This is a genomic window from Bacillus sp. MHSD_36 (assembly GCF_030757775.1).
GTDB lineage: Bacteria > Bacillota > Bacilli > Bacillales > Bacillaceae_G > Bacillus_A.
In genome coordinates, this window is sequence record NZ_JAVBIS010000011.1 from 61,090 (window position 1) to 80,954 (window position 19,865).

The following is a 19,865-nucleotide window of genomic DNA, read 5'->3' on the forward strand; positions in this document are numbered from 1 at the left end:
ATTACATTTTTAAATGAGTAGATTGCTTGCTGTCTTTCATAAGTAAATAAATCGTACTCGGTAAGATAATAAGTGTCATCCCTAAAATAATTGCAAGTATAGCATAGCCTCTATACGGAGCAGGAATGATAAATGGAAGCCCCGCTAGGAAAATACCAGCTATCATCATTGAAATACTACAAATATTTGAAGCTCTTTTTTCAAGATGCTTATCATTCCATTCCAATGAAACCGTTGATTTACTCGTATCAATTTTGGAACTGAAATAGCCTATTAATATAAACAGAAGCCCTAATGCTATAAATATGAAATGATCAAGGGGAAGAGTAAATCCGATAGCGATGAGAGCAATGACAATATCAACAAAAAATAAGAATAGTAACATTGTGTTGCCGATCCAATGGAGAAATTTCTGGTTACTTGCTGCTTTAGATAAAGCTAAAAATAAAAAGAATAAGAAGGAACATATAATTATATTTACGATAACAAAAGTGCTTTTATCCATCATTGACGTAGGCGTTCCATTGAAGTCCCATTTCGTAAAAATACTTGATGGTAAGAAGAAATAGAGAGTAATATTTGTCGTAATAATAGTGAGAAATAAAGCAATACTAAATCGATTATTCATTGAATCACCAGCTTTCTACATGAATAATTGGTATCTTATAACAAAATTATACAATACAATAAACAATATTTGTTTTGATTTTTCTGAAAAAATATTATAATTATATATGAAATAAAGAGGATTGTAGGAGGAAATTATGCAAAACGTAATAGTAAAAGGGGATAAAGTAACAATTCGTACAATTGAAGAATCAGATATAAAACTATTATGGAATCTCGTATTTAAGGAAGAAAATCCAGAATGGAAAAAATGGGATGCACCGTATTTTCCGTTTTCAATGCAAGAATACCCATCCTATAAGGAGAAGATGCAAACTCGTTTAAAAGAAGAACCTCTATCCAATTTAATTATAGAAAATAATGGTCAAGTTATAGGGACGGTCGGATTTTATTGGGAATATAAACCGACGCGTTGGTTGGAGATGGGAATTGTCATTTATAATCCGGCTTACTGGAATGGTGGCTACGGTACAGAGGCGTTAACGTTATATCGAAATTTACTATTTGAAGAGATGGAGATTGGTAGAGTAGGCATCACGACTTGGTCTGGCAATGAACGTATGATGAAAGTAGCTGAGAAAATAGGAATGACTTTAGAAGGTAGAATGCGAAAATGTCGTTATTATAACGGGACGTACTATGATTCTATTCGAATGGGAATGACTCGTGAAGAGTGGGAAGCGCTATATGTTACGAAGGGGTGAGTGAGTATGTACGCTATTATTGCTACATTTGATCGTGTGTTTACTAATAAAATTACAGAATTGCAAAATGAAATAACGAATATCATTGGCACAAATCAATTAGCCGGAGTAGAACCTCATATTACTTTAGCTGATTACAATGAGTTAGATGTTCATTTATATGCGGAGAAATTAGAGGGGTTTGTAGCTGTTCAAGAGAATATGGCTGAGGTAACTTTTCCTTCTGTTGGGATTTTTCCTACAAACGGAACAATCTTTTTAGCACCGACTGTTACCGATGAATTGTTAAAACTTCATTATTCTTATCATGATTATTTTAAAGAATTTCATGATAATTTAAATTCATATTATGTACCAGGAAAGTGGGTTCCGCATTGCACCATTGCAAATAAGTTACATGTAAATCAGTTTTTAAGTGTAATGGAATATATCTATCAAAAATTTGATTATGCAACAGCCTCAATTGAGAAAATAAAATTAATTAAGGTGAATTATGAAAATGGTACTGCTATTTCTTCTCGTATATTAGCAGAATATAAGTTAAAGAGAATGGAGACAACGAGATGACATATGTAATTAGAGAGATGAAGCAAGAAGATATTCACGCTGTACAATCAGTAGCGAAAATAGCTTGGCATGATACATACGAAGGCATTATTCCGAGAAAGATTCAAGATAGTTTTTTAGATGAGGCTTATTCTGATGAAAAAATGAAATATCGTCTTGAAAATACACATTTATTCGTTGCGGAAGAAGAGGGAGAGGTTATTGGTTTTGCAAATTTCTCTCCTGTTAGACTACAAAACGAAGCAGAATTAGGCGCGATTTATTTGTTGCCAGATCAGCAAGGGAAAGGGATCGGAAGTGCTTTATTACAAAAAGGGTTAACGGCATTAAAAGGAATTCGGAAATTATACATTCATGTAGAAGCAGCGAATGAAAAAGGAAAACGTTTTTATGAAGCGAAAGGTTTTGCACAATTAGAGGAATTTGAAGAAGATTTTGAAGGACATATGATGCAGACAGTAAGGATGGTTTTATACATATAAGGAGGATCCGTAATGCAAATTTTTGATTTTAGTGAAAAAGCGGGAAAGCAAATTTCAGCATTTCAATCTAATTTCATAATGTCGAAAATAGTAAACCATAAAGGAAATGTACATATCGGTGCTATGCATTTAAAAGAGTATGGAATAATTGGATATCATGAAGCAGTTGTATCGCAACTGCTTCTTATTGTGGACGGAGAAGGATATGTATGCGGAGCAGATAAAGAAAAAGTGAAGGTAGAAGCGGGACAAGCTGTGTTTTGGGAGAAGGGCGAATTTCATGAAACGAGTACGGAAAAGGGATTGATGGCAATTGTGATTGAGTCGGAGGAACTTGAACGAGCAATATTAATGCCTATTAAAGAGGAGAGTTGTAAAAAATGATAGAAAAGGCGAATCGAGAAGAAACGAACAAAATAATACAATATGCAGCTCAATCGCTTTTTGAAGGCACGAGGGGAAAATGTCAGTTAAGTACAGAGAAAGCAATTGAAATTACAAGACCGATTGTAGAAAAGGGAGCATATTATTTAGTCGTTAAAGAAGAAAACAATGTAATGGGATGGATATTAATAGGAGAAAATACGGACTATTTTTCTCATGAAAAACTAGGGTTTATATACGAATTGTATGTTTTTCCAGAGTACCGCGGGAAAGAATTATCAAGAAAATTAATGGAGGCTGGTATTAAGGAGTTACAAAAGAATTATTCAGAAATTCGTTTGAATGTATTCGCTGGAAATTTTGCAAAAGAGATGTACGAAGAGTTTGGTTTTGTTGAAAGGCAGGTAATTATGACTTTGAAGTGAGAAAAATATCGTGAGTGGGAGAAAGTGAATATATTTCGTATTTACAAGGGGTGTATCGGGTATAACAAATAGAATCAACTTTAAATGAGATAGGACAAAATAATGATTTAGTGAAAACTTTACTGCTGGAATTAAAAATGGAAAAGTTCTTAAAGATACATAAAATAAAAGGTTTTCTTTAAATGTATAGTCGATTTATAGAGTATGCCTAAAAAACAATAAATTATTATTATATAATATAGTGTTATTATAGTAAAAGAGAAAATTTGGAAAAATATCATTTTTTTGTTTAGAAATTTTTAAATTATTGATATAATCAATTTGTAGAATTGATTATTGGTTAATTTTACTATTTTTAAATTTTAAGGGGGATTTAATAATGGCAGGACAAATTCGTATGTCACCAGAGGAGCTTAAATCGAAAGCTACTCGATATGGACAAGGTGCAAATCAAATTGAGGACATTTTACGTCAACTACAAAACTTACAAAATGAATTAAGAGGAGAATGGGAAGGTCGTGCTTTCGAAGGTTTTGACCAACAGTTCAATCAATTAAAGCCAAAAGTACAAAACTTCGCACAGCTATTACAAGAAATTAATATGCAGCTTAATAAAACTGCAGAAGCTGTTGCTAGACATGACGAAGATCTTTCTCGTAATTTCGGTCTACAATAAGACAGATAAAAAGAAATATATAATTTAGCCATGCAACCATACGTTGTATGGCTAAATTACTTTAAAACTAGAGTAAGATACGAAGTCTTTCATTAGATAGACTCGCAGTCGCAGGAGTGATAAGTAGTGAAAAAGTTCAAATGGAGCATCTTGTTGTTTATTATTTTAGCTCTTGTACTATCAACAGGGGTCTCCTATTTAGCATTAAATCAAAATGTTAAGAAAGCTAATGAGAATACTACACCAAAAATGACAGTTGCGTTGGTAAATGAAGATCAGGGCACTGTATTTGAGGGCAATAAAATAGCGTTTGGAGATCAATTTGTTAAAAATGTAAATAAAAATACGAAACAAGAATGGTACGTAGTTAGTCGCGGGGTTGCGGAAAATGGATTGAAAAATAATAATTACAATATGATGATTGTTATTCCAAATGATTTTTCTAGGAAAGCAGTTGCGATTGATTCAGAGATTCCAGAGAAATTAACGTTAAACTACAAAGTAAATGCAACTGGGAATAAGGATTTGAAAGCTGAGGCAGAAAATACAGCTTCTGTTATTTTAGAAGATTTCAATAAGCAAATAATCGACGTTTATTTTGCGAGTATTATCGGTAAGCTACAAGGTGCACAAGATAATATAGGTAAAATAATTGAAAAAGGAAACGTTCAAACAACTATGTATAAAAAAGATATACATAGTCCGTTAGCAAATTACACAAATCAATTTAAAACAGTACAAGATTATACAGGTGTTTCTGTTAATAGTTTCAAAGGATTTCAGGATGTTTTAAAAGGTTTCGGTCAAGCGTTAGATGAAGGGAATAAATCTAACAGTACGTACTTAGATGGTTTTAATAATTTTCAAAAAATGCAAACTGATAACAATTTGTTAGCGAATAATTTCACAAATCAATTCAATCAATATATGAATGATATGAATACAGGCGATGCTTTAAAGCAATTAAGTGCATTGGAATCCGCTAATAAAATTATTTCAAATCAATTTACGTTTTCAGAGAAAGAACCAAATATTTTAACTGATGCTTCAGCAATTCAAAAATATTTAGCAGATGTAAAAAAACAAGTGTCTGAATATGATACAGAACTCGCTGGAAAGTTAGAAAGTGATATTCAAGAGACGGTAATTAAGAAGTTAAAGCAATCTATGTCGAATGATGGAAAGCAAGAAATCTTCATAAATACATTAATGAAACAACCAGATGTTCGAATAAAGAAACAAATCGAGAATTTAATTGCGAAATTACCTAGTTTAAACATAGAAGAAATCGGTCAAAGTGATTTACCAGATGCAACGAAATTACAAATGCAAAATGTAATTCAATTTACAAAAAAATATAATAAAGAAAATAATTTTTATTATGATCCTGTAAATAAAATATCTTTAGGAAACGCTATTAAAGAAGTGAAGGATAGTCTTTATAAGGATGGAACTACATTTAGTGATACTGCTAAAGTAATTAAAATGGAATCTCCGCAAATTTTGAAGATAAAGATTCCGGAAGAATTTAAACTAGATGGAAGTACAGAAGCTTTATATATTGATGATGTGGATCGTACAAGTGACTTTCTTCAAAGCGAAGCAGGAGAAATTACAATAGCTCCTCGTAATGAAGGGGATATAAAAATTAGCTTGCATGTGAAGTTAAAAGATCCAAACATCAATATAGATGTTTTCTCTCCTGTAATGTGGCAGTGGGAATTGAGTGGGACTCATAAAAAAGAAACTAGTCCTGAAAAAGAAAAACCTAACAAAGAAGATAAAGGAACACAAACGGAAAATAGCAAGGTGGAAAATGTGGTTCATAAATCACAGTATGGCATAATGCCGTTAGTACACAGTGCTAAAAACCCTATTATTAAAAAAATGGAAAACACAACAGGGAAAGATAACGGAACGGGAACAGATAACGGAACTGGAGGAAACCCAGGAGGCGGAACGGGAACAGATAACAGAACTGGAGGAAACTCAGGAGGCGGAACGGGGAAAGATAACGGAACCGGAGGAAACCCAGGAGGCGGAACGGGAACAGATAACGGAACTGGAGGAAACCCAGGAGGCGGAACGGGAACAGATAACGGAACTGGAGGAAACCCAGGAGGCGGAACGGGAACAGACAACGGAACCGGAGGAAACCCAGGAGGCGGAACGGGAACAGACAACGGAACCGGAGGAAACCCAGGAGGCGGAACGGGAACAGACAACGGAACTGGAGGAAACCCAGGAGGCGGAACGGGAACAGATAACGGAACTGGAGGAAACCCAGGAGGCGGAACGGGAACAGACAACGGAACTGGAGGAAACCCAGGAGGCGGAACGGGAACAGACAACGGAACCGGAGGAAACCCAGGAGGCGGAACGGGAACAGACAACGGAACCGGAGAAAATCCAGGAGGCGAAACGGGAACAGATAACGGTAAAGTTATTGAAAGTACAACGAATCAAGTTGTACATCAAAAAGCAGAAGTATTAACAAAAAATATATCTAGTGTATTAATAAAAGAAGCAGTAGATACAGTCGAAAGTTATCAAGGTTTAATGAGCCTTTACGAAATGTATTATGGGATTGATTTAAGAACGAAAGATGTAGGTCCTAAGTTAGAAGAGGGAAGTTTAGATGCAATTGCGACGGATCAATCTTTGTACTACGTATTAAATAAACAAAGCTTAATCGATTTAATTTCAAATCTTGTTTCATCAAGTATTACTACAGAAATAAAGCAAGATATGTCAGGTTTAAAACAAAAAATAAACTCTTATCAACAATCCATTGCTAGTGCGGATCAAAATTCTATGCTACTAGCGGAGAAATTAAATGGAACGACGCAACAAGCAACTAGTATGAATGAGAATTTAGGAGAGTATTTAAAAGGTTTAGCGAAATGGCGTGAGAATAGCTTAAAGCTAGTTGAAGAGCAGCAAGTATTAACAACAAATCATGCTGGTGAGCAAACAGCTATTTTATCGTTAGATTCTGGTATTAAATCATTAATGATGCAAAGTCAGTCATTGGTCGAAAGTTCGAAGCATAGTTTAGCAACTTCAGACGATGTATATAAAACATTTGATCAAATTAATGGACAAGCCAAAGAAATTCAAGACAGCGGAACGACCATTGTTTCAAAAGCTGATTTATTATTAAATGACTTTACGAAGAAAATGGAAGATGATAAATCATTCTCCAAAAACTTCACGAAAATTTTAGCGAATAGCCGTATTGGAGATCGTCAAAATGAGATGCTATATGACTTCTTAGCTAGTCCAGTTCAAAAGCAAAATGATGGAGTAATTGTAGCAGGTAATGCTTTTACACCGTACTTAATTGTATTAACTTGTTTCATTGTTGCATTATTTACAGCATACGCAATTGCGAATCAAGAAAAGAAACGAATGCAATCAGATCATTTTGAAGAGAAATTCTCATTAATTGATATGAATGTACCAACTACAGTAGTAGCTTTCGGTATATCAATTGTGGAAGGGATTAGTATAGGTATCATTTCGGGGCGTCTTTTAAAGTTCGGTCAGGATCAAAGTTTACTATGGATTGCGTTCATCACATTTATTATGATGGCGTTTGTATTGGTCTCAACTTACTTATTACGACAAATAAAAATGGTAGGAATGTTTATACTATTAGTATTTTTAAGCATGTACCTATTTTTAACTGAGGCAGTTGGAAGTAAAGTAGATCAAATGTCGTCTGTTGGAAAGATACGTAAATTCTCACCACTTCAGTATATAGAAAGTTTTCTAAATGATTTTATTAGTGGTAAAGATACTGGGAAAGTTATTTTTGTCGTATTGTTTGTAATTGCCATTATTGGATTGGTTGGTAATCTATTTGTATGGCATAAGAAATGGGAGGAAAAAGAAGTAAATGATCAAACAATGGAGCATAGTGGCTAAGTTATCATTTCTCTCTATCCTTTTACTGTTTGTCGCGCTACCGATAAGGAGCGCGGCTGACAGTTATCTTGGTGATGATGGGAAGATTAAGTTTAAAGTGGATCGACTTGAAGAAAGCGACCAAGAAAAAAATAAAAAGGAACATAAGGAAACAGAATTAGATAAAGCATCAATTGAGTTATTTAACAAAGATATAGAAGAAGAGATTGAGAAAAAGAAAAAGAAAGAACAAAAAGATATGGAAGCTTTGCGAGATTCTCTATTTATAAAACAAAAAGAGAATAATAGTGTTAAAGATACGAAAAATAGTTTGTTTAGCAGTGAATACATTGTCAGAAAAAGTGCAGGTGAAGTAGCGAGTAATGAAACAATGAAGGAAGAGCCAATTAGTATAACAATAATATTATTATTTGGCGGCGGCATTCTACTTATTTGCATCGGTATTTATACGGTTCTTCGTAAAAGTTGGAGGTAAAGTGATGGCAATACAAACACATATCAATGTGACAGTAGATTTTAGTAAATGGAATGGAAATACATATGATTTGCGTATTCCGAATCATCAATCTATTAAATATTTATTGAAAAACTTATTAGATACGCTAAAGATTGATAATCATGAAGGTTCACATTTTGTAATTAAAGTGAAAAATAAGTCAATTGTTTTAACAGATAATGATCGTTTAATTGATCACCAAATAACAGATGGAGATATTTTACAAGTTTTATAAAGAATATTTTTTACTTTTAGTTATTTGAAAATAAGTTATTACGGGTTATAAAGAAAAGGAGAAGAGGATAAACATGACGGAAAAAATAATTAAAATTGATGCAATGAACTATCAATTTCAAATAGAAAAAGAAAATTGGAAATTGGAGATGACCAAATCTCAAACACGTATAAAAGACTTCCGTCAATTCGATATAATTACGGGCGTATCATCTGAATTTGTACCATTAACAATAGAAGAAACGGATGATATGTTTACGTTTCTATATCAAGTAGATAAAAAATTATATAAGTGGGATGATCTTAGCCGTTTTGGAAGAAATGAGAAATTAAGACTACTTCGGAATGTTGCGCAGTTTCGTAAATATTTAAATAAACGAATCACGTTCTTTTTACATCCAGACAATATAGTTTTTAATGCTAATTTAATACCAAGTATTATACATAGAGGAATTCGAGATGTTGTTCCACCAACCCCGTTATTAGAAGAGCAATTTTTAACACAATATAAGTGTCTAATTATTGCTTTATTCTCCCAAAAACATAACTTTGATGATTTGTATGCTGGGTTACTAAAAGATGCAAAAGAAACAACATTTGAACAGACCGTTGCTCAAATGGAAAGCTTAGATGCATTACTGCAGTTTCTTGATGACAGCTTTGAGAAGGAACAAACAAAAACGGAAAAAAATATGCAGTTAGTACCTAAAAAAAGCTATAAATCGTTTAAATACTTAGCTTTTTCCTTCATAGCGGCGACAGTTATTTTAGCTGCTCCTTTAATATATTTCACTTTTATAAAATTTCCTTATCAAAATAAATTGTTAGAAGCAAATGCAAGTTTCATAGCAACTGATTATGACAAAGTCATTACGCAATTGAATGAAGAGGAGTTTGAATCATTACCGATTGCATCTAAATATGAGTTAGCATTTGCATACATTACAGCTGAAAAACTAGGTGAAGCTCAAAAGAAATCGATTATGAAAAACATTAGTTTGAAAAGTGATGAAAAGTATTTGCTGTATTGGATGTATAACGGAAAAGGTAATTTTGATAAATCATTAGATTTAGCTAAGACACTTGATGATCCTCAGCTTATTATGTACGGCCTTGTTAAACAAATTGAATCACTGAAAAATAATCCAGATTTATCAGGGGAAGAACGTGATCAAAAGTTAAAAACATATGAGCAACAATTAGATGAATATAAAAAGAAATATGGCAATTCATCAAGCGATAAAAATTTGTCGGACACAGAGAAAAAAGAGTAAGCACTTGATGAGACAGTTGAAAAGGAGCAGTGAACACGGATGGAGCAACTATTAGTATTGACTTATGGAGACAAAATATATAAGTGCACATTACATCCAAATGAGCAATCAATAGTGTCGATTGGAAAAGAGTGGACAAATGATATTACGAATCCAAGTTTAGAACAAGAAGTAGAGTTAAAGTGGAATAATGAAGTAAATGCTTGGATGGTACAGGATCAGTTAATAGAATTTAATAAGGAAATTGAGATTGGGAAAACAAGAGATGTGAGCTTGAAAATCTTTATATCTATTGTTGGCACAACTAAAGTGTTTGATATCGGAACGAAACATTCTCTTACAGTGAGTCAAAACGATTACGATGATATTTCTATTACCGGGACTAGTGTAGATTTAATGCTATCTCGCGAAACGTTGTACGATTCTTTTAAAGTGAACGTGTATGGCGGGGATGTATTTCATAATTATACGAAGTTAAAAGATAGCGTTATGTTGGAATCAGGAGACGTATTATATTTTGATGGTATTTTGTTGGAGATTGGTAGTGAAGACATTCAAGTACTTTCTTCAGAAGATAAAGTGAAATCTGCGTTACCTATTTTAGTAGGATCAGAAACGAATTATCAAAGTGGTTATCCAGACTATCATCGTTCACCACGTATTATTTATCGTGAACCAGAAGAGAAAATGACAATTGCAAAGCCTTCAAGTATGCCATCAAAACCAACGGAGCATTTAGCAAGAATCATTGCACCTTCACTTGTCATGATTGTCGTAACTGTATTACTTGCTATTTTCATGAAATATGGAATGTTTATTATCGCATCGATTGCGATGACATTAGTAACAATCATTGTTTCTGTCACATCGTATATTAAAAATTTGAAGCAATATAAAGTCGACATTGTTGAACGAGATAAAAGCTATAGAGAGTATATAAAACAAAAAACGAAAGATTTACATGCAGAAAGTGAAAAACAGCGTCACGCATTACATTATCACAATCCAAATGTAGAAGTAATACGTAATATGGCAGTTCAAGTAAATCCTAGAATTTATGAAAAAACAATGTTACATCATGATTTCTTAACATTTAGCGTTGGAACAGGACAAGCTAATACGAGTTTTGAAATTCAATTTAATGAAGAAGAATTTAGTCAAACGAAAGATGAATTAATTGATATAGCACGTGAACTAAGACAGCGTTATCTATCATTGGAAGATGTACCAGTTGTAACAGATTTAATGAATGGACCAGTCGGTTATATTGGTCAACGCTCTTTAGTGTTAGAGCAATTACAATTATTAGTTGCACAAACGGCTTTATTCCATAGTTATTATGACTTGCAGTTTATTACTATTTTTCCGGAAGAAGAAAAAGAAAAATGGGATTGGATGCGCTGGTTACCTCATGGAAGTGTTCGCGATATAAATGTACGTGGATTTGTATACCATGATCGCAGCCGGGATCAAGTGTTAAATAGTTTGTATCAAATATTGAAAGAACGAAAATTGAAACTAGATGAGAAAAGTTCTACTAATGAAAAAATGTACTTTGCACCGCACTATGTCGTTCTCATTACAGATGAAAAACTAATATTAGACCATGTTGTTATGGAATTCTTTAATGATGATCCGAGTCAATTAGGTGTATCACTTGTATTTGTACAAGATGTTATGCAAAGTTTACCGGAGCATGTGAAAACGGTAATAGACATAAGAGATGCAAAACAAGGGAACATCATCTTAGAACAAGGAGAGCTTGTTAACCGTCAATTTAAACTAAATCATGTGCCAAAAGGATTCAATTTAGAAGATATTTCACGGGCATTAGCACCATTAAATCATTTGCAAAACTTAAAAAATAGTATTCCAGAAAGCGTAACATTTTTAGAAATGTACGGCGTTGAAAAAGTAAAAGAACTGAATATCACAAGTCGTTGGGAGAAGAATGCAGCGCATAAATCTTTAGCTGTACCACTTGGATTACGTGGTAAAGAAGATATCGTAAACTTAAACTTACACGAAAAAGCACACGGACCTCACGGATTAATAGCAGGTACAACAGGTTCAGGTAAGTCGGAAATTATACAATCGTATATTTTATCTCTAGCAGTCAATTTCCACCCGTACGAAGTAGCCTTTCTACTTATTGACTATAAAGGCGGTGGTATGGCGAATTTATTCAAAAACTTACCGCATTTATTAGGAACAATTACGAACTTAGATGGAGCACAAAGTATGAGAGCGCTCGCATCAATTAAAGCTGAATTGCAAAAAAGACAACGCTTATTTGGAGAAAATGATGTAAACCATATTAATCAGTATCAAAAATTGTATAAAGAAGGTTTAGTAAGTGAACCGATGCCACATCTATTTTTAATTAGTGATGAATTCGCGGAACTGAAGTCAGAACAACCAGAATTTATGAAAGAGTTAGTTTCAACAGCGCGTATCGGTCGTTCGCTCGGAATCCATTTAATATTAGCTACGCAAAAACCGAGTGGTGTTGTAGATGATCAAATTTGGAGTAACTCGAAATTCAAACTAGCATTAAAAGTGCAAAATACATCAGATAGTAATGAAATTTTAAAAACACCAGATGCTGCTGAAATTACATTACCAGGACGTGCTTACTTACAAGTTGGGAATAATGAAATTTATGAACTATTCCAATCAGCTTGGAGCGGAGCAGACTATGTAGAAAACAAAGAGGATAAAGAACATTTAGACGCAACAATCTATGCAATAAATGATCTAGGACAATATGAAATATTAAGTGAAGACTTAAGTGGACTTGGTAGCAGTAAAGAAGTAATAAGCGTACCATCTGAACTGGATGCTGTTATTAACTACATTCACGATTACGCAGAAGTAAATGAAATTGAAGCGTTAGCTAGACCGTGGTTACCACCACTTCCAGAAAGCGTATATTTACAAGACTTACACGCTATTCAGTTCAAAGAAGCATGGACGAAAGAAAAGAAACCATTACAAGCAACAGTTGGTCTACTAGATCAGCCTGAATTACAATCACAAACACCATTAACATTAGATATTAGTAAAGACGGACACGTAGCGGTCTTCTCAAGTCCAGGCTACGGAAAATCAACATTCTTACAATCAGTCATTATGGATGTAGCTCGTCAGCATAGTCCGGAGCATTTGCATGTGTATTTATTAGACTTCGGAACGAACGGTTTAATGCCATTAAAATCATTACCGCATGTGGCAGACATCATTACATTAGATCAAGTTGAAAAATGCGAGAAGTTTCTTCGTCGCATAGAAGACCTATTAAAAGATAGAAAGCAATTGCTAAGTAAATATGGAGTTGCGAGTCTTGAAATGTATGAGAGAGCTAGTAAGGAAGTATTACCAACAGTATTAATTACGTTAGATAACTATGATGCTGTTAGAGAAGCTGGATTTGTCGAAGACTTTGAACGCATTGTTGCACAAATTGTACGTGAAGGGGCAGCAGTAGGAATTCATTTAATGCTTACGGCTACACGTCAAAATGCATTGAGAGTACAAGTAAATACAAATATTAAACTACAAATTGCTCTATATATGATAGATGAGGCAGAATCTAGAGCTATTGTAGGAAGAACAGAGTTAAAAATTGAAGAATTAGCAGGTCGTGGTTTAGTTAAAATTGACGAACCAACAATCTTCCAAACAGCTTTACCGACAAATGGAGAAGATGTCCTTACTCGAATTGAAAATATACAAGCTGAAGGAAAAGAGATGGATTCCTTCTGGGATGGAGAAAGACCGAAAGCAATCCCTATGGTACCTGAAGTTCTGGAATACAAAGAATTCATTGCATGGCCAGAAACAAGAAAAATTATTGAAGCAGGCAAACTAACATTTGGTGTAGAAACAGAAAACGTTACGCCTCTCGAATTAGATTTAACGGAAGCGTCTAATATTGTTGTAGGGGGAATTAAGAAAGATGAAGTTGAAAATGTAGTTCATCAATTCCTTCAACAGTTAGCAGACAGTGGACACTTTGACCTAGGTTTAATTGATACAAGAACACGAAATTTCTCAAACTATAGAGAGAGCGCTGCTTTATATGTAGCTGAAAAAACAGGAATTGAGAAAACGATTAAACAAGTTACAAACGCTTATAAATCGAGAGAAGCGGCGTTTAAAGAGGAGCAGGAAGCATCAAGTGAAACAGTGAATCCGGCAGAATTTATTAAGAAATTTAAGCCGATTGTAATCGTAATTGCAGATGTAAATGATATTTTAAGTAATTTAGAAGATAGCGATATATATAGTTTAGCGGAATTAATAACAAATGGTGCATTTATGGGCATCCACTTCGTAATTGGCTGTGATGTTGATTCAATTGACAGTCGATACGACTTAGTTTCAAAAACAATAAAAACGCAATCTCATGTTATTTTACTTAGAAAATCATCAGGCCAAATGGTCTTCGATGTATCTAATAAAGATTTAAGTAGTACAAAATTAAATCCATTTGAAGGGTATTTTGTTGAAAATCGTTTTGCCACTAGAATTAAAGTGCCAACTATTTAAGGGGGGATTTGCATGGGGATAGCGGAATTAAATAGTCAAAAATCTGGTTTATTAAGTAGTATAAGTCATCAACAAGGGCAATTGGCTGAATTACAAATGAAACTACGAAGGCTAATAACTGCTAAGGGGAAATTTGTAAATAATCTTGAAGCAATTAAACAAAATCAAGAGCAATTTAAGTCTTTAGAAATAAACGAGAGTAGTTGGAAAGGGCAAAGAGCAACTACCTTTAAAGAAACGTATGAACAACAAGTCATTTCGAATTTGGGGAAGTTTATCGGAGAACTAGGGAGAGTGCAAGAAGACATCGATCAAGCCATACGGCGGCTTGAAAGAGAAATCGCTACATGTGAGTCTAGTATTCTTTCTCTAAGTAGAAGTGTTTCAATGGTTGACGCTAGTATTCAAGTAGAAGTACAGAAGGCGGGGAAATGATAAATGGGGGAAATTAAATTAAATAAAGGGGTATTTGATGCGAAAGTAAGTGATTTGAAAAGTGGTGCTAGTGATTTAGGTAAGACTAAATTTAATGGTATGCAGTTACATCGTACTAATTTGACTAGGCTGATTCAATATTGTGAAGCAATTGAACAGTTATCTCAAAAGGTGCAGCGATACGAACAGATATTAGAAAATGACTTAAATAAAATACAACAAACTGGGGAGAAAATAGTCGAAAAAGACGAACAACTTGAAAAACAATTAAGAATGATAGATTCAAATTATCATGCAAAATAGGGAGGGAGAAACGTGGATAAAAATATAGAGTTACAAGAAGTAAAAGAACTTCAAAGTAGATTTCAAGCAAGTGCCACTGAGTTGAATCAACAGTTTGAATCATTATTAGGAAAGATAGCGGATTTTAGTGAGATTAATTCATTTCAAGGTGCTGCTGCTGATGGAATTAAAGGCCATTTATCTAGAGTTCATGGAAGTGTTATTTCAGGTTGTATGGTCGCAGCAGAAAGCTTAAGCATGCAATTTGAAAAAGCAATAGAAGATTTTAATAGTTCTGTTGATAGTGATGCAGATACGAAAATTTATGGGAGTTATTTAGATAATGTAAAGCAAAAAATTAATGGGTATAGTAACAGTTTTAATCAATCAAATGAATTAGCACAACAGACTATCAGTTCAATTAATGATATTGTTCCGATCCATTATCCCTCATCATCAGGAATTTCTGAAGGGGTTGAAAAAAGTCAAAAAGAAATCAGTGATACGTTAGAAAAACTAGAGGCTTACAATAGTCAACAAAATGATCTTCAAAATTTTGATGACATGTTACGCGGATTAGATGGTGCTATGAGACAAATACAAGAGACTGAAGGGAACTTTTCTAGTGATACAACCGAAAAACTTCTGTCTGAAGGAACCTTCGCATCTATAGTTGGAGTAGCTAAAATGATTGCGGGATATACGGGTAAAGCGAAAAAAGGAGTAGTCGGATTATTTTCTGGTTATTTACGCCTTGTTTACATGAAAAAAAATTTGGGATTTGGTGTTAAGTTTGATGTTAATGCTCGAAAAGGAAAAGGAGCATATATATTTAATACTTTAAACGATGCCGATATTGTAGCGGCTTCCAAACTTTTAGCTACAGATGCAAATGAAGATACTATTTTTAAATTTATTTTTAAAGATAAATTTAAAGTCAATTACAACAACGAAACAAGAAATGTAATAAAACAAGCAAAAAAAGATATTTATAAATTGCCTGAATTTAAAGCGGTTGAAGATTTTATGATGACTCGGAATGAAGGAGGTTTTTTAAAAGCATTTAAAAATAGATGGACAGATTCATTTGGGACCGAGTTTCAAAAGAGCATTGACGAATTCAATTTTAAGAAATGGCCAGAGACATTTAAAAAACTCAAAGGTACTGGGACGCTCTTCAAAAGTGTGGCAATTATTGGAACGGGGTTGACAGTTGTAGATAATATTATACAGTCACAAGATGATGGATTTCAGCTACAGGATGTAAGAGATGTTGCATTAGATACAGGTGTGGACTTAGCATATGCAGCGGGAGCGGCAGCAACTGGAGCAGCGATTGGGACTGCTGTGGGACCACTTGGAACCTTGGCAGGAGGAGCTATAGGTGCAGTGGTGGGGATTGGAGCCTCATTGTTTGTGAATAAGAAATTTGATGGCCTCGGAGGAGAAAGTGTAGTTAGTGGAACAAAGAAATTAGTAAAATGGGCAGTAAATATGAACGATAATTTAAAGTCTGGGAATTATAAAGAGTTTACGAAAGAAAATGAAAAGGTCCTGAAAAAATTAAAATCAATATTTTGGTAATTTATATAAAATTAGAAGGTAGGATAAATGAATGCTAAAGATAAAGGAAGAAGATTTGGGCCTTTTTGAAATTGAAAATAGAAACAGATTAAGTCCGGATTATATAAGAATCTTTTATGTAGGAGTTTTTGCATATACTTCTATACCCATGCTTATTATGTTTTTAATTTTTTTGCTGAATGGTGATAAGATTTCTTTAACTCCTTTTGAGAAGATGGTTGTACAAACTGAAGTGAAATTGTATATTTTGGAGTTCGTTTTTTTAATGTTATTCATGTCTAAAAAAATTGCTTTTAAATTACAGAAACTCCAAACCATTGTGACTGTATTTTATTCTTTTCAGTTAGCAACATTACCATTTATGGCTATGGTGGTGGAAGAAATCTTTGATTTTCCATGTGATAATAAAACACTGGTTTATGTTGGTTTAATACTATTAGGTGCAATCTGTATGCACATTGTGGCAACGATTGATGTTTTTAGAAAAGCAAAGCATGGGGGATATAAATTGGAAGGAAAGGCTGTCTCGTTTTTTACTAATACGAAATTATATTTATTGATTGGAATGACAATCATTGTAATAGTTCTACTTGTATTTATTTTTTTAAACCTTAATTATGCATTTGATGAAATGGCAATTTATGTGGTACAAACAATAATATTATATACATTTGCTGTAGTATCAGCAGAGTTCGTCCTGTTAGTGTATTGTCGCTTCAAATTCCCATCTTTTAATATTACGTGGGAACAACATGAAAAGGAACGCCAAGAATTTATAGCAAATAGAAAAAGAATCAGAGAAAAAGAACAAAAGAAAAATAAAAATTGAAATGAGATTTGTAAATGATAGTCATAAACTATTTTTTTATGTGCGTGGAAGAATCTATTTGTGAAGAAATAAATAAATAAATAAATAAATAAATAAATCACTGTATAAGGGGTAGAGATTATGAAAGTTCAGTATAAAGCATTATCGCTTTTAAATTTAATAAGCATCACTCAAATAGTAAAAAAAGATGATTGGTTATTACCAGCTATCGCACTTAGAAATCAAGTAGTTCATAACGATATATACCCAATAGGACCTGTTCTTTTTACGTATTCACCATTAGAGAATGAACCGGAATATGGTGAATATATGTATTGTGTCCCAGTGAATGGAAGGGTAAATATGGAAGAGGATTCACCTTATGAGTATATTGATGCAATTCTTATTGAAGAAGCACTTTGTGTTAGATTCTCAGATGAAGATGGTGATATTGAAGACGCTTATCGTGTTTTAAATGAATTTGCTAAACAGAATCATATGAAATTAGATAGTAGCTTTTATCACGTATGTTTAGATGTATATGGTGATATGTGGTTGGATATTTATGCTCCTATTATTGAAGTAGGTGAATTAGTGCGATGATAGTTGAGGAACAAAGCATTGCTTATACAAATGTTGTATCGAGAGAATATTTTTTTCACTATACTGATATGGAAAAAATAATAGAAGATTTATTGACAGAAATTGCGCAAGCGAATTTAACGGTCAAAGGTCCAATGTTTTATGCGCTGAAAAATGTACCATCAGATGGAGATATGTTTATTGAATTATTTATGCCAGTATATGAGAGTAGTATTCCTAAATCAGAAACAATGAAGTTTCGAAGTTATTACTATGTTGATAACATGCTAATGAAAAGATATGCAGGAGATTTTGAAACATTAACAGAGTATGCATATGCTGAGATTCTTCAGTATATGGAAGATAATGAACTTGATATGATCTCACCTATTTACCATATTTTTAGTGGTGATGAAGAGTTACAGTATGTTGAAATAAAAATTGCAGTAGATACACAATAATAATTTAGTACACTTTTAGTAATAAAGATATGAAAAGTAAAACCCTAATTTTAGTTTTGTTTTATAGAAGTATATAAAGGTATTCTTGAATTAAGAGTTCTAATTGTTGTTTTTAGTAGTAAGGGGCCTACATATGTGGTTATTTTCAAAAGAAAAACCTTTGTACTTTCAGTAAGAGTGTGGGGATAAAACTGGGGGATTAATTGAACAGAAAATATTGGATAAAGTATCGGTGGATGATTGCATAATAGCTGTTGAAATGCTTGATATATTGTTTATATACCTAAATTTGCAGAAGAACTTGCAACGATTTTATATATTAGTAATAAAGAATTATCCCGAACGGTTGCTATGTTTGTTGGTACATTTGAAATTTTTGTACAAGTTTCAAACACAACAAAAGTTATTATCCAATGTATTCCGGTAGATGAGGAAATGGAAGAATAAGTATTTTTGGATATGAAAGTGATTGATTTTAAATATAAGAAAAAAATCCACTGACGAAGAGAAAGAAGAAATAGCAGAGTGGATGCTGGAATATAAAAAGATGTGTAAAACAATAGCAGAGCACTATGAAATAGCTTAAAAAGAATCATTATTATAATGTAAGAATATCTGAGATTAATAGAACCTTCTCTTTTCATCAAAATGAGAAGGTTTTTATTTTTAATCTACATGATTTAAGTGAATGTAGTTAAGGGGGCGACAATTGGATGTGGAATATAAAAGAAGAAGATTTAGGATTTTTTCAAATTACAAATAAAAACCGATTAAGTCCTGATGGTGTAATGGCCTTTTTAGTTGGAGTTTTTGTATACGCTTCATTACCGATGTTTTTTATTGTTTTGGGTTTTTTACAACTTGGTTGGGAGGCTTATCCAAAATCTTTTGAACGAATAATTGTTTCTGTAGAGTTAGCATTATATATTCTGCAAATCCTTTTTTTGATTATCTATTCATTTCCGAAATTAAGATTTAAATTACAAAAGTTACAAGCCGTTGTAATTGTTTTTAACTCGTTTCAGGTTGCAACGGTAGGTTATCCGTATGTACTAATTGAAGCAATATTTGGATATTATTGTGAAAATCTAACGGTATTTTATGTAGGTCTATTATTATTAGGAGCGATAATTACTCATATTGTAATAACAATCCATACTTTTAAAAAAGCAAAATATGGAGGCTATAAGTTAGAAGGGGAGTCAGCCTCATTTTTTATTAATACAAAACTTTGGATGTTAATTGGAATGTTTATTTATATAGTTGTCCTTTTGATATTAATCTTTGCAAGTATTCGTTTTGCGCTAAAGCCGATGGTGTTTTATTTTTTAAAAACAATTATATTATATGTATTTGCCGTTGC

19 protein-coding genes are annotated in these 19,865 nt (G+C 33.1%); 18 read left to right on the forward strand and 1 reads right to left on the reverse strand.

Annotated elements, in window-relative coordinates; all coding sequences use genetic code 11:
* Position 1: 1 nt before the first annotated feature.
* A complete protein-coding gene (locus Q9B79_RS24890; RefSeq protein ID WP_306188529.1) occupies positions 2–628 on the reverse strand; it encodes a DUF1648 domain-containing protein in 627 nt (208 codons plus the stop codon).
* Positions 629–764: 136 nt separating this feature from the next.
* Between Q9B79_RS24890 and Q9B79_RS24895 the strand changes: the two genes are divergently transcribed.
* From Q9B79_RS24895 to Q9B79_RS24980, 18 genes are all read left to right on the forward strand, one after another.
* Positions 765–1,331: a GNAT family N-acetyltransferase gene (locus Q9B79_RS24895; RefSeq protein ID WP_306188531.1), complete on the forward strand. Its 567-nt coding sequence runs from the start codon at positions 765–767 to the stop codon at positions 1,329–1,331.
* 6 nt (positions 1,332–1,337) lie between these two features.
* A complete protein-coding gene (locus Q9B79_RS24900; RefSeq protein ID WP_306188532.1) occupies positions 1,338–1,898 on the forward strand; it encodes a 2'-5' RNA ligase family protein in 561 nt (186 codons plus the stop codon).
* Positions 1,895–2,380, forward strand: a complete 486-nt coding sequence (locus tag Q9B79_RS24905; RefSeq protein WP_098669020.1) for a GNAT family N-acetyltransferase — start codon at positions 1,895–1,897, stop codon at positions 2,378–2,380. Before Q9B79_RS24900 ends, Q9B79_RS24905 begins: the two co-directional genes overlap by 4 nt.
* Positions 2,381–2,392: 12 nt before the next feature.
* Positions 2,393–2,764, forward strand: a complete 372-nt coding sequence (locus Q9B79_RS24910) for a cupin domain-containing protein (RefSeq protein WP_306188534.1) — start codon at positions 2,393–2,395, stop codon at positions 2,762–2,764.
* Complete coding sequence (locus Q9B79_RS24915) at positions 2,761–3,189, forward strand: GNAT family N-acetyltransferase (RefSeq protein ID WP_306188535.1); 429 nt, start codon at positions 2,761–2,763, stop codon at positions 3,187–3,189. Before Q9B79_RS24910 ends, Q9B79_RS24915 begins: the two co-directional genes overlap by 4 nt.
* 379 nt (positions 3,190–3,568) lie before the next feature.
* Positions 3,569–3,865 (forward strand): WXG100 family type VII secretion target, encoded by a 297-nt coding sequence (locus Q9B79_RS24920; RefSeq protein ID WP_000918601.1) that lies wholly within the window; start codon positions 3,569–3,571, stop codon positions 3,863–3,865.
* Between the two features lie 126 nt (positions 3,866–3,991).
* On the forward strand, positions 3,992–7,795 hold the full coding sequence (gene esaA / locus Q9B79_RS24925) for a type VII secretion protein EsaA (RefSeq protein WP_306188538.1): 3,804 nt from the start codon (positions 3,992–3,994) through the stop codon (positions 7,793–7,795).
* Positions 7,767–8,270 carry a type VII secretion protein EssA gene (essA, locus tag Q9B79_RS24930; protein ID WP_306188540.1) on the forward strand — a complete coding sequence of 168 codons (504 nt, stop codon included), beginning with the start codon at positions 7,767–7,769 and terminating at the stop codon, positions 8,268–8,270. Before esaA ends, essA begins: the two co-directional genes overlap by 29 nt.
* A 4-nt stretch (positions 8,271–8,274) precedes the next feature.
* The gene (locus Q9B79_RS24935) at positions 8,275–8,526 is read left to right on the forward strand and encodes an EsaB/YukD family protein (RefSeq protein ID WP_001007571.1); all 252 of its coding nucleotides are present in this window, start codon (positions 8,275–8,277) and stop codon (positions 8,524–8,526) included.
* A 73-nt stretch (positions 8,527–8,599) separates the two neighbouring features.
* The gene (gene essB, locus Q9B79_RS24940) at positions 8,600–9,799 is read left to right on the forward strand and encodes a type VII secretion protein EssB (protein ID WP_306188548.1); all 1,200 of its coding nucleotides are present in this window, start codon (positions 8,600–8,602) and stop codon (positions 9,797–9,799) included.
* 39 nt (positions 9,800–9,838) lie between these two features.
* Positions 9,839–14,350: a type VII secretion protein EssC gene (gene essC / locus Q9B79_RS24945; protein ID WP_306188552.1), complete on the forward strand. Its 4,512-nt coding sequence runs from the start codon at positions 9,839–9,841 to the stop codon at positions 14,348–14,350.
* A 12-nt stretch (positions 14,351–14,362) separates the two neighbouring features.
* Positions 14,363–14,785, forward strand: a complete 423-nt coding sequence (locus Q9B79_RS24950; protein ID WP_306188554.1) for a YwqH-like family protein — start codon at positions 14,363–14,365, stop codon at positions 14,783–14,785.
* A 3-nt stretch (positions 14,786–14,788) separates the two neighbouring features.
* Positions 14,789–15,088, forward strand: coding sequence for a TIGR04197 family type VII secretion effector (locus tag Q9B79_RS24955; protein WP_044307211.1), 300 nt, complete (start codon positions 14,789–14,791; stop codon positions 15,086–15,088).
* 12 nt (positions 15,089–15,100) lie between these two features.
* A complete protein-coding gene (locus Q9B79_RS24960) occupies positions 15,101–16,651 on the forward strand; it encodes a T7SS effector LXG polymorphic toxin (RefSeq protein ID WP_044307210.1) in 1,551 nt (516 codons plus the stop codon).
* Positions 16,652–16,682: 31 nt separating this feature from the next.
* Complete coding sequence (locus Q9B79_RS24965; RefSeq protein ID WP_306188557.1) at positions 16,683–17,480, forward strand: hypothetical protein; 798 nt, start codon at positions 16,683–16,685, stop codon at positions 17,478–17,480.
* A 120-nt stretch (positions 17,481–17,600) separates the two neighbouring features.
* On the forward strand, positions 17,601–18,062 hold the full coding sequence (locus Q9B79_RS24970) for a DUF5085 family protein (RefSeq protein WP_000868164.1): 462 nt from the start codon (positions 17,601–17,603) through the stop codon (positions 18,060–18,062).
* Positions 18,059–18,502 (forward strand): DUF5085 family protein, encoded by a 444-nt coding sequence (locus Q9B79_RS24975; RefSeq protein WP_000634597.1) that lies wholly within the window; start codon positions 18,059–18,061, stop codon positions 18,500–18,502. The genes Q9B79_RS24970 and Q9B79_RS24975 overlap by 4 nt, the downstream gene beginning before the upstream one ends.
* A 713-nt stretch (positions 18,503–19,215) precedes the next feature.
* The coding region (locus tag Q9B79_RS24980; RefSeq protein WP_306188559.1) for a hypothetical protein at positions 19,216–19,865 on the forward strand (650 nt) is incomplete at its 3' end.

What these genes read in the sequence shown, in the direction of transcription:
- Q9B79_RS24935 (WP_001007571.1), top strand. Translation starts at nt 8,275, where the DNA reads ATGGCAATACAAACACATATCAATGTGACAGTAGATTTTAGTAAATGG.
- Q9B79_RS24915 (WP_306188535.1), top strand. Translation starts at nt 2,761, where the DNA reads ATGATAGAAAAGGCGAATCGAGAAGAAACGAACAAAATAATACAATAT.
- Q9B79_RS24900 (WP_306188532.1), top strand. Translation starts at nt 1,338, where the DNA reads ATGTACGCTATTATTGCTACATTTGATCGTGTGTTTACTAATAAAATT.
- Q9B79_RS24965 (WP_306188557.1), top strand. Translation starts at nt 16,683, where the DNA reads ATGCTAAAGATAAAGGAAGAAGATTTGGGCCTTTTTGAAATTGAAAAT.
- essA (WP_306188540.1), top strand. Translation starts at nt 7,767, where the DNA reads ATGATCAAACAATGGAGCATAGTGGCTAAGTTATCATTTCTCTCTATC.
- Q9B79_RS24950 (WP_306188554.1), top strand. Translation starts at nt 14,363, where the DNA reads ATGGGGATAGCGGAATTAAATAGTCAAAAATCTGGTTTATTAAGTAGT.
- Q9B79_RS24975 (WP_000634597.1), top strand. Translation starts at nt 18,059, where the DNA reads ATGATAGTTGAGGAACAAAGCATTGCTTATACAAATGTTGTATCGAGA.
- Q9B79_RS24955 (WP_044307211.1), top strand. Translation starts at nt 14,789, where the DNA reads ATGGGGGAAATTAAATTAAATAAAGGGGTATTTGATGCGAAAGTAAGT.
- Q9B79_RS24970 (WP_000868164.1), top strand. Translation starts at nt 17,601, where the DNA reads ATGAAAGTTCAGTATAAAGCATTATCGCTTTTAAATTTAATAAGCATC.
- Q9B79_RS24890 (WP_306188529.1), bottom strand. Translation starts at nt 628, where the DNA reads ATGAATAATCGATTTAGTATTGCTTTATTTCTCACTATTATTACGACA.
- essB (WP_306188548.1), top strand. Translation starts at nt 8,600, where the DNA reads ATGACGGAAAAAATAATTAAAATTGATGCAATGAACTATCAATTTCAA.
- Q9B79_RS24910 (WP_306188534.1), top strand. Translation starts at nt 2,393, where the DNA reads ATGCAAATTTTTGATTTTAGTGAAAAAGCGGGAAAGCAAATTTCAGCA.
- Q9B79_RS24905 (WP_098669020.1), top strand. Translation starts at nt 1,895, where the DNA reads ATGACATATGTAATTAGAGAGATGAAGCAAGAAGATATTCACGCTGTA.
- Q9B79_RS24920 (WP_000918601.1), top strand. Translation starts at nt 3,569, where the DNA reads ATGGCAGGACAAATTCGTATGTCACCAGAGGAGCTTAAATCGAAAGCT.
- Q9B79_RS24895 (WP_306188531.1), top strand. Translation starts at nt 765, where the DNA reads ATGCAAAACGTAATAGTAAAAGGGGATAAAGTAACAATTCGTACAATT.
- essC (WP_306188552.1), top strand. Translation starts at nt 9,839, where the DNA reads ATGGAGCAACTATTAGTATTGACTTATGGAGACAAAATATATAAGTGC.